Source organism: Saccharopolyspora shandongensis (assembly GCF_900106995.1).
Classification (GTDB): domain Bacteria; phylum Actinomycetota; class Actinomycetes; order Mycobacteriales; family Pseudonocardiaceae; genus Saccharopolyspora; species Saccharopolyspora shandongensis.
The window spans coordinates 135855-151431 of the sequence record NZ_FNOK01000003.1; the positions used below are offsets into that span (position 1 = coordinate 135855).

At 70.0% G+C, this 15577-nt stretch carries 15 protein-coding genes and 2 riboswitches; of the genes, 5 read left to right on the forward strand and 10 right to left on the reverse strand.

Going from position 1 to position 15577, the window contains the following annotated elements:
- Positions 1-70: 70 nt before the first annotated feature.
- The 6 genes from BLW84_RS03970 to BLW84_RS03985 all read right to left on the reverse strand — a co-directional run bounded on the left by BLW84_RS03970 (position 71) and on the right by BLW84_RS03985 (position 4265).
- Positions 71-901, reverse strand: a complete 831-nt coding sequence (locus tag BLW84_RS03970; RefSeq protein WP_093261381.1) for a phosphoenolpyruvate hydrolase family protein — start codon at positions 899-901, stop codon at positions 71-73.
- Positions 898-2112, reverse strand: a complete 1215-nt coding sequence (locus BLW84_RS03975) for a Tm-1-like ATP-binding domain-containing protein (RefSeq protein ID WP_093261383.1) — start codon at positions 2110-2112, stop codon at positions 898-900. The genes BLW84_RS03970 and BLW84_RS03975 overlap by 4 nt, the downstream gene beginning before the upstream one ends.
- Positions 2113-2197: 85 nt before the next feature.
- Positions 2198-2506: a YbaB/EbfC family nucleoid-associated protein gene (locus BLW84_RS03980; protein ID WP_177226268.1), complete on the reverse strand. Its 309-nt coding sequence runs from the start codon at positions 2504-2506 to the stop codon at positions 2198-2200.
- A 91-nt stretch (positions 2507-2597) separates the two neighbouring features.
- Complete coding sequence (locus tag BLW84_RS45995; RefSeq protein WP_143060856.1) at positions 2598-2795, reverse strand: CopG family transcriptional regulator; 198 nt, start codon at positions 2793-2795, stop codon at positions 2598-2600.
- 73 nt (positions 2796-2868) lie between these two features.
- Entirely contained in the window at positions 2869-3024 is a 156-nt protein-coding gene (locus BLW84_RS47220) for a hypothetical protein (protein WP_177226269.1), read from the reverse strand.
- Between the two features lie 62 nt (positions 3025-3086).
- A complete protein-coding gene (locus BLW84_RS03985) occupies positions 3087-4265 on the reverse strand; it encodes an acyl-CoA dehydrogenase family protein (protein ID WP_093261388.1) in 1179 nt (392 codons plus the stop codon).
- Positions 4266-4367: 102 nt separating this feature from the next.
- Here BLW84_RS03985 and BLW84_RS03990 point away from each other — a divergent pair, with 102 nt between their 5' ends.
- The 4 genes from BLW84_RS03990 (at position 4368) to BLW84_RS04005 (ending at position 9391) form a co-directional block, all read left to right on the forward strand.
- Positions 4368-4994 carry a TetR/AcrR family transcriptional regulator gene (locus BLW84_RS03990; RefSeq protein ID WP_093261390.1) on the forward strand — a complete coding sequence of 209 codons (627 nt, stop codon included), beginning with the start codon at positions 4368-4370 and terminating at the stop codon, positions 4992-4994.
- Positions 4995-5071: 77 nt separating this feature from the next.
- Positions 5072-5171: riboswitch (glycine riboswitch) on the forward strand.
- Positions 5172-5272, forward strand: a riboswitch (glycine riboswitch).
- A 115-nt stretch (positions 5273-5387) separates the two neighbouring features.
- On the forward strand, positions 5388-6491 hold the full coding sequence (gene gcvT / locus BLW84_RS03995; protein ID WP_093261392.1) for a glycine cleavage system aminomethyltransferase GcvT: 1104 nt from the start codon (positions 5388-5390) through the stop codon (positions 6489-6491).
- A 25-nt stretch (positions 6492-6516) separates the two neighbouring features.
- A complete protein-coding gene (glyA, locus tag BLW84_RS04000; RefSeq protein WP_093261394.1) occupies positions 6517-7797 on the forward strand; it encodes a serine hydroxymethyltransferase in 1281 nt (426 codons plus the stop codon).
- A 211-nt stretch (positions 7798-8008) separates the two neighbouring features.
- A complete protein-coding gene (locus BLW84_RS04005) occupies positions 8009-9391 on the forward strand; it encodes an amino acid permease (protein ID WP_093261397.1) in 1383 nt (460 codons plus the stop codon).
- A gap of 8 nt (positions 9392-9399) precedes the next feature.
- On the opposite strand, the gene BLW84_RS04010 is transcribed toward BLW84_RS04005, so the two are convergent.
- Positions 9400-10041, reverse strand: coding sequence for a response regulator (locus BLW84_RS04010; RefSeq protein WP_093261401.1), 642 nt, complete (start codon positions 10039-10041; stop codon positions 9400-9402).
- Positions 10032-11186: a sensor histidine kinase gene (locus BLW84_RS04015; RefSeq protein ID WP_093261402.1), complete on the reverse strand. Its 1155-nt coding sequence runs from the start codon at positions 11184-11186 to the stop codon at positions 10032-10034. The genes BLW84_RS04010 and BLW84_RS04015 overlap by 10 nt, the downstream gene beginning before the upstream one ends.
- Positions 11187-11285: 99 nt before the next feature.
- Here BLW84_RS04015 and BLW84_RS04020 point away from each other — a divergent pair, with 99 nt between their 5' ends.
- Positions 11286-11933 (forward strand): DedA family protein, encoded by a 648-nt coding sequence (locus BLW84_RS04020; RefSeq protein WP_093261404.1) that lies wholly within the window; start codon positions 11286-11288, stop codon positions 11931-11933.
- 1 nt (position 11934) lies between these two features.
- Here the strand turns inward: BLW84_RS04020 and BLW84_RS04025 are convergent, their stop codons facing one another.
- Together BLW84_RS04025 and BLW84_RS04030 are read right to left on the reverse strand one after the other, a co-directional pair.
- Positions 11935-13056 (reverse strand): aromatic ring-hydroxylating oxygenase subunit alpha, encoded by a 1122-nt coding sequence (locus tag BLW84_RS04025; RefSeq protein WP_093261406.1) that lies wholly within the window; start codon positions 13054-13056, stop codon positions 11935-11937.
- 10 nt (positions 13057-13066) lie between these two features.
- A complete protein-coding gene (locus tag BLW84_RS04030) occupies positions 13067-15505 on the reverse strand; it encodes a GcvT family protein (protein ID WP_093261408.1) in 2439 nt (812 codons plus the stop codon).
- Positions 15506-15577: the final 72 nt, after the last annotated feature.

The window sequence follows — 15577 nt, forward strand, 5'->3', positions numbered from 1 at the left end:
ACCTTTTTGTAAGCGGCGCAACCGCTTAGCCCACCTGCGCAACCCGCACCGCCACGCAAGACGACTTCTTCTATTTTCTCAGTTGTGTGAAGGCTTTCGTCCGTTCGGTCAGTGCTTGCTCGGTCGGTAGTCGTTCCATGCTGCTGGCGCCGTAGAAGCCGTGGCAGCGCTTGGTCCGGGCCAGCACGTACGCGGCGTCTTCCGGCGTCGAGATCGGCCCGCCGTGGCAGAGCACCAGCACGTCGTCTCGCACCTCGGCCGCCGCCTGCGACCACTCGTCGATCAGGGCCACGCACTCGTCCAGCGGCTTGGCGGTCTCCGCGCCGATCGCGCCGCCGGTCGTCAGGCCCAGGTGGCACACGATGATGTCCGCGCCCGCCTCGGTCATCGCCCGCGCGTCCGCGCTGGAGAACACGTACGGCGTGGTCAGCAGGTCGGCCTCACGCGCGGCGGCGACGAGCTCGACCTCCAGGTCGTAGCCCATGCCGGTCTCCTCCAGGTTCGCCCGGAAGGTGCCGTCGATGAGCCCGACCGTCGGGAAGTTCTGGATCCCGGCGAACCCGAGGTCGCGCAGCTCACCGAGGAACCGGTCACGCAGCATGAACGGGTCGGTGCCGTTGACGCCGGCCAGCACCGGGGTGTGGCGCACCACCGGCAGCACCTCGCGGGCCATCTCGACCACGATGTCGTTGGCGTTGCCGTAGGCCAGCAGCCCGGCCAGCGAGCCGCGCCCGGCCATCCGGTAGCGGCCGGAGTTGTAGATGACGATCAGGTCGATCCCGCCGGCCTCCTCGCACTTGGCGGACAGGCCGGTGCCCGCGCCGCCGCCGACGATCGGCTCGCCGCGCTCGACCTTGGCGCGGAACCGGCGCATCAGTTCGGCCCGGTCGAATCGGCTCATGCTCTCTCCCACTCGGTTCTCCCGGCAGATCCGGCGACTTCCCGGAACGCCGCGACCAGCGCGGCGGCGAACTCCGGATCGTTGACGTTGTGCGGCACCCGCTCGACCCGCCGGTCCCCGGTCTGCCGCACCTGGCCCTCCAGCGTCTCGAACAGCACCGCGTCCGCCTCGGGATCGTGGAAGGGCCGCCCCGGGGCGTCCAACATGGACACTCCGCCGACCGGGAGGAGGAAGCGCACCGGGCCGTCGCAGGCGTTGAGCTTGGCGGCGATGAACTCGGCGATGCGCCGGCATTCCGCCGCGGACGTGCGCATCAGCGTGACCTGCGGGTTGTGCGCGTAGAGGTTGCGGTCCCGGTACTGCGCCGGAACCGTGTCCAGCGCGCCGAAGTTCACCATGTCCAGGGCGCCGCAGGAGCCGACGTAGGGCACGCCGGTGCGGGCGATGGCGTCCAGCCGCTGCTCCCCCGCGCTCATCACGCCGCCGGCGATCAGGTCGCACACCTCGGTGGTGGTGATGTCCGCGACGGCGCGGATCAGGCCGTCGTCGACGAGCTTCTCCATGGCGCGACCGCCGGTTCCGGTCGCGTGGAACACCAGCGGGTCGTAGTCGTCGGCCAGCTGCCCGGCCACGGCCGTCACGCACGGCGTGGTGACACCGAACATGGACAGCCCGATGGCGGGCTTGTCCTCGACCGCGGGCACCGGGCGCGTCACCGCGCCCAGCAGCGCGTGCGCGGCGTTCCCCAGCACCTGGCGGGAAATCCGGTTCAGCCCGGCGACATCGGTGACCGACGGGAACATCGCGATGTCGGTGGCGTCCACATAGGCCGAAACGTCGCCGGAGGCCACTGTGGACACCATGACCTTGGGCACGCCGACCGGCAGCGCGCGCATCGCGGGCGTGATCAGCGCGGTGCCGCCCGAGCCGCCGAGCCCGATGATCCCGGCGACGTCCCGCGCGGCCAGGAACCGTTCGAACGCCACGGCCATCGCGGCGACCGCCGAGCCCCGATCGCCGGTGAACACCGCGCCTGCCCCGCCCGGGTGGTGCGCAGCGACCTCGGCGGCCGACACGTCCGCGTCGGAATTTCCCCCGGTGGTGGACAGATCCACGGTGACCACGGGATGACCGCCGGCGATCAGCGCGGCGACGTAGTGCAGCTCGGCGCCCTTGGTATCGAAGGTCCCGACGACGTACGCGCTGCCCATTCGCGCCCTCCGCGGCTCGGAATCGGGTCAACCCCGCGAAACTCTACTGGCGGCGCCGCCCTCGCACAGTCGGCAGATCAGGCGACTACTGCTCCAGCCGCTTCTGCGCCTCGGCCAGGTTCCTGGTGACCTTCTCGATCGCCCGCTCGAAGCCGTCGCTGAGCTTGTCCAGCTCCGTCTCGAACGCCTGCATCGTGCGGTCCGGCTGCGGCTTCGCCGCGACGTCGTCCTGAGCGGCGTTGACGGCCTCCCGAACGGCATCCGCGATGGCCGCGACGCCGCTGCCCAGCAGCCGCGGCTCCAGGTGCAGTTCGTCGATCTTCCCGTCGGCACCGACGGTCACCCGCACGGCGCCCCCGGCAGCACTGCCCTGGCCACGGACGTCGTCCGCCATCACGTGCCCTCCCAAGTCCGAACCCTCCACGACCATCTCACAAGACCCATTCACCGCAACACGTTTCGACTCGATCTACGAGCGGCAAAGGTCACCGGGTCAGCAACTCCAGAAGCTCAGCGTCCTCCGCGAGAAACCGGCGCACCTGGTTCGTCCGATACTCATCGTGACGAGCGAAGTACTCACGCAGCGCTGTCACCACGATCTCGTGCATCGAGCAACCCTCTCGTTCGGCAGTTTCACGGAGCTTCGTGTTGTCGTCGTCATTGAGCCGCAAGATCAGCCCCATGCCTACACACAGTAGCGAGCCCGATGAAACAGCCCCCGGTGCGGACACCGGGGGCTGTCGTCAGGGCAATCGGTCAGTGGCTCTTGCCGTCCTTGCCGAACAACTTGTTCTTGACCTGGTCGATCTTCTCCTTGTTCTTCGGGTCGGAGGCGTACTTCTTGGCCTGGTCGATCACCTTGCGGCCCTGCGGGCTGCTGGCGAAATCGGCGACCTTCTTGAACAGAGACATCGTCGCTCCCGGCGGTTCGACAGTTACGGCTGCCACCAGGCTACCGACAAATCGGTCATGAATCAGCCGAGTACGCCGCCGATCGATGCGTGGCCCTTCAGCAGGTTCCGCGCCACGGTGCGGCGCTGGATCTCGTCGGTGCCCTCGAAGATGCGCAGCAGCCGCAGGTCGCGGTACCAGCGTTCGACCGGCAGCTCCTTGGTGTAGCCCATGCCGCCGTGCATCTGCAGGACCCGGTCCACGATCTCGTTGGCGCGGGTGGCGCCGAAGAGCTTGGCCACCGACTGCGCGTGCCGGGAGTCCATGCCCTGGTCGACCTGCCAGGCCGCCTGCAGCACGAGCCAGCGCAGCGCCTCGATCTCCACCGCGGAGTCGGCGATCATCCACTGGATGGCCTGGCGCTCGGCGATCGGCTTGCCGAAGGTCTCGCGGGTCTTGGCGTATTCCATGCCCATCTCGACGAGCCGCTCGCAGGCGCCGAGGGCGTGCGCGGGCAGCAGGTAGCGGCCGCGGCCGATCCACTGCATGGCGAGCTTGAAGCCGTGGCCGACCTCGCCGAGCACGTTGCGCTCCGGGACCCGCACGTTCTCGAACACCAGTGCCGCGGGCTGCCGCTCCCACGGGCCCATGATGTCGATCGGCTCGGACTTCCAGCCCGCGTCGCGGTCGGCCAGGAAGCAGGTGACGCCGCCGTTGGCGCCCTTCTCCCGGTCGGTGACGGCGAAGACCATCACGAAGTCGGCGTCGATGCCGCCGGTGATGAAGGTCTTCTCGCCGTTGATGACCCACTCGTCGCCGTCCTTGACGGCGGTGGTGCGCAGGTTCTTGGCGTCCGAGCCGGCACCGGGCTCGGTGATCGCGAAGCACGACTTGCGGGTGCCCTCGATCGTCGGGAGCAGGTAGCGCTCCTTCTGGTCGTCGTTGGCGTAGTAGAGGATGTTGTCGGCGTAGCCGCCGAAGCGGAACGGCACGAAGGTGCGGCCGAGCTCGACCTCGATGAGCGCCGTCATCACCGCCGACAGGCCCATGCCGCCGTACTCCTCGGGCGTCTGCACGCCCCAGAACCCGGCCTGCTTCGCCTTGTCCTGCAGTTCCCGCTGCTCGTCCTTGGTCAGGCCGCGTTCCCCGGCGCGCTCGCGGCGCAGTACCTCCGGTTCCAGCGGCACCAGTTCGCGCTGGACGAAGTTGCGCACCCAGTCGCGGATGTCGCGCTCTGTGTCGGACAGCGAGAAGTCGACCATCGCCGGGATCCTTTCCTGCGGCCAGCTAACTAACGTCGTTAGTTTTGTGGCAGCCTAAGGCGGTCCCGGCGACCGCCGCAAGGGATCCGACGAGGAGAAGACGTGCCCAGACCGACCACCCCCCGGCTGTCGCCGGAACGCATCCGGCGGATCGGCCTGGAGATCATCGACGCCGACGGGCTCGAAGCGCTGTCCATGCGGCGGCTGGCCGAACGCCTCGGCGTCCGCGCGGCGTCGCTGTACAACCACGTGTCGACCAAGGACGAGCTGCTGCACGAGATCGCCGACGGCGTGATGACCGCGGTGGACGTGTCGGGCTTCGACGTGGACTGGACGACCGGCCTGCGCACCTGGGCGCGCTCCTACCGGGCCGCCCTGATCGCCCACCCGAACCTGGTCCCGTTCCTGGCCTACGGCCCGGCCCGCCGGGAGAACGCGCTGCGCCGGGCGGACGCGGTGCACGGCGGCCTGACCAGGGCGGGCTGGCCGCAGCGCTACGCCACGATGATCGGCGCCTCGACGAAGTACCTGGTGGTGGGCTCGGCGATGGGCTCCTTCAGCGGCGGCTTCCCGGACGACGCGGCGCTCTACGGCGACCGCTTCCCGCACCTGAACAAGGCCCACCTGCTCCGCGAGCACGCGGCGGAGATCGACGCCGACAGCTTCGAGCTGGCCCTGGCCGCCCTGGTCGACGGCCTGGCGAAGCAGTACCGCGAGCTCACCGCCTGAAATCACGCACCCGCCCGGTTGACGTGGGTCACGTCGGTTCGTAGCGTCGGCGTTCACACAACCGAATACCGCGCCCACGACGTCGTGCGGGAGAGACTCCGGCCCGTTCCGGGACCGGAGCGCCGAAGGAGCAATTCTCCCCAGCAAACTCTCAGGCACCGGCACCGCACGACACCAGGCGAACACGGAGAAAAGCAGGAGCACCCGCTTCTCGCCCACGGTGCAAGCTGCCCCCTCGCGGGCGGCGAAACTCTCAGGCCAATGACTCCGGGGAGACCGCCCGACCAGCGCAAGCCCGCGCAGGTCGGGGTCGAGGCGTCCCCGATAAGGTTGGGCTCAGTGAGCTGACCGGCCCTCGACTGCCGACCGGCGCCCACCAGGAGGAGTCTCACCATGTCGTCGCCACGACAGACACCCTTGCACCACGTGCACGAAGCCCTCGGGGCGACGTTCACCGAGTTCGCCGGCTGGCGGATGCCGCTGCGCTACTCCGGTGACACCGCCGAGCACAACGCGGTGCGCACCGGCGCCGGCCTGTTCGACCTGACCCACATGGGCGAGATCCGGATCAGCGGGCCGCAGGCCGCCGAGGCGCTGGACTACGCGCTGGTCGCCAACGCGTCCTCGATCAAGCCCGGCCGCGCCCGCTACACGATGATCTGCAACGCCGCCGGCGGCGTGCTCGACGACCTGATCGTCTACCGGCTCGGCGACGAGGAGTTCCTGGTGGTGGCCAACGCGGCGAACGCCGCCGTGGTCTCCGCCGAGCTGGCCGAGCGCATCGGCGGCTTCGACGCCGAGCACCAGGACGTCTCCGACGACTACGCGCTGATCGCGGTGCAGGGCCCGAACGCGGTCGCGATCCTCGCGCAGCTGACGGACACCGACCTCGCCGAGGTCAAGTACTACGCGGGCTACCGCAGCCGGGTCGCGGGCAAGGACGTGCTGCTGGCGCGCACCGGTTACACCGGCGAGGACGGCTTCGAGCTGTTCACCGAGCCCGGCGACGCCGAGGCGGTCTGGCAGGCGCTGACCGAGTCCGGCGCCGAGCACGGCCTGCAGCCCGCCGGGCTGTCCTGCCGCGACACGCTGCGCCTGGAGGCCGGCATGCCGCTGTACGGCAACGAGCTGTCCGCCGAGCTCACGCCGTTCGACGCCAACCTCGGCCGGGTGGTCAAGCTGGACAAGGCCGGCGACTTCGTCGGCAAGGAGGCGCTGGCCGCCGCGGCGGAGAAGCCCACCGAGCGCACGCTGGTCGGCCTGAGCACGGAGCAGCGCCGGGCGCCCCGGCACGGCTACCGCGTGCTGGACGCCGACGGCGCCGAGATCGGCGTCGTGACCAGCGGCGCCCCCTCCCCGACGCTCGGCCACCCGATCGGGATGGCCTACGTGGACCGCGCCCACAGCGAACCCGGCACGCAGCTGCAGGTCGACATCCGCGGCAAGACCGTCGCGGTGCAGGTCGTCGAGCTGCCGTTCTACCGCCGCAATGCCTGACGAGAAATACACAGGAGGCAACACCATGTCGACACCGGACCTGTTCAACGACCAGCTGGCCGCGGTGGACCCCGAGGTGGCGGCGGCGGTCGGCGCCGAGCTCAACCGCCAGCAGAGCACGCTGGAGATGATCGCCTCGGAGAACTTCGCACCGCAGGCCGTCCTCGAGGCGCAGGGCTCGGTGCTGACCAACAAGTACGCCGAGGGCTACCCGGGCCGCCGCTACTACGGCGGCTGCGAGCACGTCGACGTCGTCGAGCAGCTGGCCATCGACCGGGTCAAGGAGCTCTTCGGCGCGTCCTACGCCAACGTGCAGCCGCACTCGGGCGCCCAGGCCAACGCGGCGGCGATGTTCGCGCTGCTCAAGCCGGGCGACACGATCATGGGCCTGGACCTGGCGCACGGCGGCCACCTGACCCACGGCATGCGGATCAACTTCTCCGGCAAGCTCTACAACGTGGTGCCCTACCACGTGCGCGAGGACGACCACCGCGTCGACATGGACGAGGTCGCCAAGCTGGCGCGGGAGTCCAAGCCGCAGCTGATCATCGCCGGCTGGTCGGCGTACCCGCGGCAGCTGGACTTCAAGCGGTTCCGCGAGATCGCCGACGAGGTCGGCGCCTACCTGATGGTCGACATGGCGCACTTCGCCGGCCTGGTGGCCGCCGGGCTGCACCCGAGCCCGGTGCCGCACGCCCACGTCGTCACCACCACCACGCACAAGACGCTCGGCGGTCCGCGCGGTGGCGTGATCCTGTCGGCGGACCAGGAGTTCGCGAAGAAGTTCAACTCGGCGGTGTTCCCGGGCCAGCAGGGCGGGCCGCTGGAGCACGTGATCGCCGGCAAGGCGGTGGCGTTCAAGGTCGCCGCGTCGCCGGAGTTCGCCGACCGGCAGCGCCGCACCGTGGAGGGCGCGCAGGTCCTGGCCGAGCGGCTGCTCGCCGACGACGCCGCCAAGGCCGGCGTGCAGCTGGTCTCCGGCGGCACCGACGTGCACCTGGTGCTGGTGGACCTGCGGAACTCCGAGCTGGACGGCAAGCAGGCCGAGGACCGGCTGCACGAGATCGGCATCACCGTCAACCGCAACGCGGTGCCCAACGACCCGCGGCCGCCGATGGTGACCTCCGGGCTGCGCATCGGCACCCCGGCGCTGGCCACCCGCGGCTTCGACAAGGAGGACTTCGCGGAGGTCGCCGACGTCATCGCCGAGGCGCTCAAGCCGGGCTTCGACGAGTCGGCGAGCGCGAAGCTCCGGGAGCGGGTGGAGGCCCTGGCCGCCAAGCACCCGCTGTACCCGAACCTCTGACATGTGATCGGCGGGTAGCCTCGAGCGCCGCATTTCGGTCCACAATGACCGAAATGCGGCGTTTCGTGCCTCTGGGTCCTAAGTGGACCATGTTGGAACTGGGAAAAGGCTCGATTTCAACTGTGCCCAATCGCTTGCCAGCACTGCCCGAATGTCGGATCATCTGCGCAGTTTCAGCGAAACACGCTGGCGATTAAGGAGTCACGCTTCGATGAGCCAACCAGAGGCCGAGGAGTACCGGAAGGATCTGAGTACCCGGCACATCAACATGATCGCGATCGGCGGGGCGATCGGGGTCGGGCTGTTCCTCGGCTCCGGCAAGGCGCTGCACCAGGTCGGGCCCGGCCTGATCCTGATCTACGCGATCGCCGGATTGATGATCTTCTTCGTGATGCGGGCGCTCGGCGAGCTGCTGATGTACCGCCCGGTGAGCGGATCGTTCGCGGAGTACGCGGGCGAGTTCGTCGGCCCGTGGGCCAAGTTCGCGGTCGGCTGGGGCTACTGGCTGGTGTGGATCGTCACCGGCATGGCCGAGATCACCGCGGTCGGCAAGTACTTCCAGTTCTGGTTCCCGACGGTTCCGCAGTGGATCCCCGCCCTGGGAGCACTGATCGTGCTCAGCGGGGTGAACCTGATCGCGGTGAAGCTGTTCGGTGAGTTCGAGTTCTGGTTCGCCCTCATCAAGGTGCTGGCCATCATCGGGCTGATCGTGCTGGCCGCGGCGATCCTGGTGTTCGGCTTCAGCGACCTCGGCGACACCGCGTCGCTGAGCAACATCTGGTCCCACGGTGGGCTGTTCCCCAACGGCATCGCCTCGTCGCTGCTGGCGTTCCAGATCGTCATGTTCGCCTTCGTCGGCGTCGAGATGGTCGGCCAGACCGCCAGCGAGAGCAAGAACCCGCAGAAGGTGCTGCCGCGGGCGATCAACTCGGTGATGTGGCGGATCCTGATCTTCTACGTGGGCGCGCTGATCGCGCTGACCGCGCTGGTCCCGTGGTTCCAGTTCCCGGCCAGCGGTAGCCCGTTCGTGCACGCGTTCACCCTGATCGGCATCCCGGCGGCGGCCGGCGTGATCAACTTCGTGGTCACCACCGCGGCGCTGTCGTCGTGCAACAGCGGCATCTACTCCACCTCGCGGATGCTGCGCTCGCTGTCCGAGGACAGTCAGGCGCCGCGCTCGGTGGGTGTGCTCAGCGGCCGGGCGGTGCCTTCGAGGGCCATCGCCGTCACGTTCTGCGCGATGCTGATCGGCGTGGTGCTCAACTACTTCGTCCCGGAGCAGGCGTTCACCTACATCACCAGCGCCAGCACCGCCGGCGCCATCTTCACCTGGGGCATGATCTTGATCGCGCACCTGGTCTACCGGCGCAAGGTCGCCCGCGGCGAGCTCCCGGCCGGGCCCTTCCGGATGCCGCTCGCGCCGTACTCCAACTACGTCGTGCTGGCGTTCCTCGCGTTCGTCGTGGTGCTGCTGGCCTTCGACGCCGAAACCCGGATCGCGCTGTACATCACCCCGGTGCTCGGGATCGCGATGGTGATCGGCTACCTCGCGGTGCGCAACAAGCAGCCGCAGCAGGAGTCCGCGAACAGGTGAACGCCTGATCAGGATTCCAGGTAGTGCAGGACGGCGAGGACCCGGCGGCTGTAGCCACTGGTGCGGGCGAGGTCGAGCTTGTCGAAGATCGCGTTCGCGTGCTTCTCGACCGCGCTCTGCGAGATGTGCAGGTGCGCGGCGATGCCGGCGTTGGTGCGGCCCTGCGCCATCTGTTCGAGGACGTCGCGTTCGCGGGGCGTCAGCAGCGACTGCGGATCGCGGTCGCTGCCGGACAGCAGGCGCCGCACCACCTCCGGGTCGAACGCCACGCCTCCGTCGGCCACCCGCTGGAGGGCGTCGAGGAACTCGTCGACCTGCACCACCCGGTCCTTGAGCAGGTAGCCCACCCGCGCGGTGTCGCCGGTGAGCAGCTCGACCGCGTAGCGCTTCTCCACGTACTGCGAGAGCACCAGCACGCCGACGCCGGGGAACCGGCGCCGGATCTCCAGCGCGGCGCGCAGGCCGTCGTCGGTGTGCGTGGGCGGCATGCGGACGTCGACGACGGCCACGTCCGGCTGCCACGCCGCCACCTCCGCGAGGAGGCTCGGCGCGTCCCCGACGGCGGCCACCACGTCGTGCCCCTCCTCCGCCAGCAGGCGCACCAGGCCTTCGCGCAGCAGGGTGGAATCGTCGGCCAGGATCACCCGCACGGCAGCTCCGCGACGATCGTCGTCGGGCCACCGACGGGACTGTCCACTGTGAACTTCCCGTCCAGCGCTGCGACGCGCCGCGCCAGGCCGGAAAGCCCGGCGCCGCGCACCGATGCGCCGCCGGCGCCGTCGTCGTCGACCCGAACCACGAGCCACCCCTCTTCCCGATCGACCCGGACGGTGACGATACCCGCGCCCGAGTGCTTGGCCGCGTTCGTCACGGCCTCCGAAACCACGAAGTACGCCACGGCCTCCACCTCCACGGCCGGCCGCCGCGCCACCTCGTACCGCAGCTCGACCGGCATCCCGGCGCGCTCCACCAGCGCCGCCAGGGCCGGGTGCAGGCCCCCGGCGTCCAGCGCGGCCGGGTAGACCCGCCACGCGACGTCGCGGAAATCCCGGAGTATCTCCTGGGATTCCTCGTGCGCCTGGCGCAGCAGCTCGGCGGCCCGGTCGCCGTCGCCGGCGCGCCGGGCCCGGCCGATCAGCATGCCCAGCGCCACCAGCCGCTGCTGCACGCCGTCGTGCAGGTCGCGTTCGATGCGGCGGCGCTCCTCGTGGATCGCGGCGACCACGTCGGAGCGCGTGGTGGAGAGCTGTTCCACCCGTTGCCGGAGCTGCTCGGCCCGGTCGGGTTCCAGGAACCGCTCGCCGAGCGCGCGGTCCATGACCGCGACGCCCGCGAGCCCGGTCAACGACAGGAACCCGAGCACCGAGCAGAAAACGATCAGGTAGACCGTGAGCCAGAACTTCTCGATGCCGGAACGACCTTCCAGCGGATCCCCGACGGTGATCCAGAGCTCGACGAGTTCGACCAGCATGCCGACCGCGCCGTAGGCGATCAGGGCCAGCACGATCGCACCGAGCAGCCCGACCGCGCAGCGGACCGCGAGATACCGCAGCGCGCGAGCGCCGTCGGGTCGGCCCGCATGGCTGCTGTCCAGGTACTTCGCCAGGCGCCGCCGTTCGAGTTCGGCCATCGCCTGCGCCCCGGCGAACGCCGGCGAGGCGACCCGGGCGCGCAGCCGGGGCAAGATCAGCAGTCCGGTCAGCGCCAGACCGGCCGACAGCACGAAGACGAGTTCGACCAGCGCCGTGCCCGCACCGAGCACGACGCCGAGGAACACCCGCAACCATCGACGCATGATCCGAGCCTAGCCACGGCGACAACCTGCGGTTTTCCACAGGTGAGTCGCCGGGAAACCGCATTCCGCGCGGTGCCGCGGATTCCTAGCGTTCGGATCATGAACTTCCTCGCGCAGCCCGGCACCGCCCAGCCCGATGGACTGGTCGGCTGGATCACCGGGCTCATGGACACCATCGGCGGCCCCGGCGCGGGGCTGGCGGTGGCACTGGAGAACCTGTTCCCGCCCATCCCCAGCGAGGTGATCCTGCCGCTGGCCGGATTCGCCGCGAGCCGGGGCACGATGAGCCTGCTCGGCGCGATCCTGTGGACCACGCTCGGTTCGCTGGTCGGCGCGGTCGTGCTGTACTACCTCGGCGCGTGGCTGGGCCGCGACCGCACCCGCGCGATCGCGGCGAAGCTGCCGCTGGTCAAGGTGTCCGATGTGGACCGGACCGAGGCGTGGTTCGCCCGGCACGGCACGAAGGCGGTGTTCCTGGGCCGGATGGTGCCGATCTTCCGCAGCTTCATCTCGCTGCCCGCCGGGGTGGAGCGGATGCGGATGCCTGCCTTCCTGGTGCTGACCGCGCTCGGCAGCCTGATCTGGAACACCGCGCTGGTGCTCGCCGGCTACCTCCTCGGGCAGAGCTGGTGGATCGTCGAGTCCTACGTGGGGATCTTCCAGAAGGTCGTCGTCGTGGCGGTGGTCGTCGCGGTCGTCTGGTTCGTGGCCGCGCGGGTCGTCCGGATGCGCAAGGCCCGGGCGTGACTCAGGGTTCGAGCTCGGCGCGCAGCCACTCGTGGAACTCGCCGATGTGGTGTTCCGAGGGCACCAGCACGCCGCCGCCGGCATAGGCGCGTGAGCTCATCGCCGGCTGGCAGCGCTCGCAGGCGTCGAAGTCCTGCTGGTTGACCCGGTGGAACAGCTCGACCGAGCGCGACACGTCGCGGCCCTGCTCGACCACCTCCGGCGCGTACAGCCAGTCGCACTCGACGAGCGTGCGGTCGGCCGCGAGCGGGAACATCCGGTGCACGATCACGTGGTCCGGCACCAGGTTCAGGAACACCTGGGGCCGGATCGTGATCGCGTAGTACCGCCGGTCGTGCTCGTCGCCGACGCCGTCCAGCCGCCCGAACCCGCCGCTGCCGTCCACCGTGAACCCCTCGACGTCCGAGCCGAACTCGGCGCCGTGGCCGACGTAGTACTGGGCGGCGTAGCCGTCGGCGAACTCGGGCAGGACCTCGGTGAGCTCCGGGTGGATCGTGGCGCAGTGGTAGCACTCCATGAAGTTCTCGATGATCAGCTTCCAGTTGGCCCGCACGTCGTAGCTGATCCGGCGGCCGAGCGCGAGGCCGTCGACGCCGTAACCACCGATCACGTCGTCGCCGCCGAGCCGCCCCGAGACGGCCTCGATCACGGTGTCCTCGAACGACGGCGGTTCGTCGGCCAGGCAGACCCACGCGTAGCCGAGCCATTCGCGCAGCGCGACCGGGATCAGCCCGTACCGCGTCCGGTCGACGTCCGGCATCGAGGTGAGGTTCGGCGCCGCGATCAGCTTGCCGTCGGTGCCGTAGGTCCAGGCGTGGTAAGGACATTGAAAGGACCGCTTCACCTGACCGGCATCTGCGACGCACAGCCGTGCGCCGCGATGGCGGCAGATGTTCAGGAACGCCCGCAGGGCGCCGTCGCGGCCCCTGGCGATCAGCACGCTCTCCCGCCCCACCTGGACGGTCCGGAACTGCCCGGCCGCGGCGAGATCGGCGGCGCGCACGGCGCAGAACCACATCGCGCCGAAGATCCGGTCCTGCTCCAGCGCGAACAGCTCGGGGTCGGTGTAGTAGTGGCCGGGCAGCGTGGAGATGAGGCTGGACTCCTGGTCCGTGGTCGTCATGGTGTCCCTTTCAGCTGCGCAGACGCTTCATCTCGGGGTCGAAAAGCGGCTCCTCGGCGACCACTGCGGGCACCTTCTCGCCGAAGTACTCGATCTCCACGGCGTTGCCGGGCACGGCGAGCGCGCTGGGCAGCCAGGCGTACGCGATGCTCTCGCCGATGCTGTAGCCGTAGGCCGCGCTCGTGACGTAGCCGACCGGGCCACCGCCGGCGTGAACGGGCTCGGACCCCATGACCACGGTCTCCCGGTCCTTGATCAGCAGCGGGCTCAACCGGCGGCGGGCCTCCCGCCGCTGCAACGCGTCGCGACCGAGGAAGTCCTTGTCCATCCGGACGGCGAACCCGACACCGGCCTCGAACGGATCGTGCTCGGTGGTCATGTCCGCGCCCCACGACCGGTAGCCCTTCTCCAGTCGCAGGCTGTTGAAGGCGCTACGGCCGGCGGCGATGATCCCGTGCCGCTGACCGGCGTCCCACAGCACGTCCCAGAGCCGGCGCCCCTGGTCGGCGTCGGTGTACAGCTCCCAGCCGAGCTCGCCCACGTACGACAGGCGCATGGCGGTCACCGGAACGCCGCCGACGAACGCGCGCTTGTTCTTGAAGAAGCCGAAGCCCTCGTGCGAGAAGTCGGTGCTGGTCAGCGGCTGCACGAGGGCGCGCGCGAGCGGTCCCCACACGCCGATGCAGCAGGTCCCGCCGGTGATGTCCCGGACCTGCACCCGGCCGTCGTCGGGCAGCTGCCGCCGCATCCAGGCCAGGTCGAGGTTCCCGTTGGCACCGACCTGGAAGTGCTGCTCGGACAACCGGGCCACGGTGAGGTCGCTGCGCACCCCGCCGGCGGCGTCCAGGGACAGGGTGTAGGTGACCGAACCGGGTTTCTTCGCGAGCTGGTTGGTGGTCAGCCACTGCAGGAACTCCAGCGCCCCGGGCCCGGTCACCTCCAGCCGCTTGAGCGGCGTCATGTCGAACAGCGCGACGCGCTTGCGGGTGACCAAAGCTTCGGCTCCGGCGATAGGCGACCAGAACCGCGAGGCCCAGTCCCCGCGAGCGGGCACCTCCTCGACCTCCGGCAGCCCGGCGTTGGCCGCGTACCAGTGCGGGCGTTCCCACCCGGCGGCTTCGAGGAACTCGGCGCCGAGCTCCTGCTGCCGCTCGTAGAACGGGCTCGTCCGCATCGGGCGCGGCTCCTGCCCGGGTTCGAGGGGATGCAGGATGTCGTAGACCTCGACGAAGCTGCGGCAGCTGCGCGCGTGCACGTATTCGGGGCTGCGCTGCATGGGTTCGAACCGGTTGAGATCGCACGAGTGCAGGGACTCCGCGGGCTGCCCGTCGACGAGCCACTGCGCCATCGCCCGGGCGACCCCGGCGGAGTGCGTGATCCACACGGCCTCGGCCAGCCAGAACCCGCGCAGGTCGGGATGCTCGCCGAGCAGCGGCATCCCGTCCGGGGTGAAGGAGAACAGGCCGTTGATCCCCTCGACGACCTCGGTGTCGGCCAGCGCGGGCAGCAGCGAAACGGCCTCCTCCCAGCCGGGCTGGAAGTCGGCGGCGGTGAACGGCTCGATGGACGGCATCTCGGCGGTCTGGCCGGGGGCGCGGATGTCGGTGGCGTCGATCGGCAGGGGGCGATGCCCGTAGTAGCCGATGCCGATGCGGTCGACGTGCTCCCGGAAGTAGAGGTCGCCGTCCTGGTGCCGCAGGATCGGCAATCCGGCCTCGGTCCGCTCGTCGTTGCGACCGGCGATGGCGGCGACCGGCCCGGTCTTGGCGTACTGGTGCGCCATCGGCACGAGCGGAACGTCGAGGTCCACCAGTGCACCGATGCGCGGCCCCCACATGCCGACGCAGGAGATGACGACGTCGGCGGGAAACCTGTCCTCCTCGGTCACGACGGCGGTCACCCGCCCGCCGCCGCGCTCGACGGACACGACGCGCTGCCCGGGCAGGAACCGCGCGCCCCGGGCCATCGCACGCCGCGCCTGCGCTTCGGCGGCGCGCACCGGCTTGGCCAGCCCGTCGGTGGGAATGTGCAGCCCGCCGAGGATCCGCGCCGGATCGACCAGCGGGTGCAGCTCGGCGCACTCGTCGGGACCGATCAGGTGGCTTTCGACGCCCCACGAGGTGAGCCAGCCGTGCCGCCGCTCGACCTCGTCCCAGCGCGCCGCAGAACCGGCGACCTCGAGCCCGCCGAGCGACTGGAAGCACCACCCGCCGTCGAGGTCGAGGCCGCGGTACTTGGCAGCGGTGTAGGCCGCGAACCGGGTCATGGTCCGGCACGGGTTGGCCTGGAACACCAGGCCGGGGGCGTGCGAAGTGGAGCCGCCGGTGGCGAACAGCGGGCCCTGTTCGAGGACGGTGACGTCGGTCCAGCCGCGTTCGGTGAGCTCGTCGGCCAGCGAACAGCCGACGATTCCGGCTCCGATGACGACCACGCGGGGTTGGTTGCCCATGAGGCCTCCTGGGTGGGTGCGTCGACGCCGGGGCACGGGGCACCGGCTCAAGAAGCAGCAGGGATTTTGTTG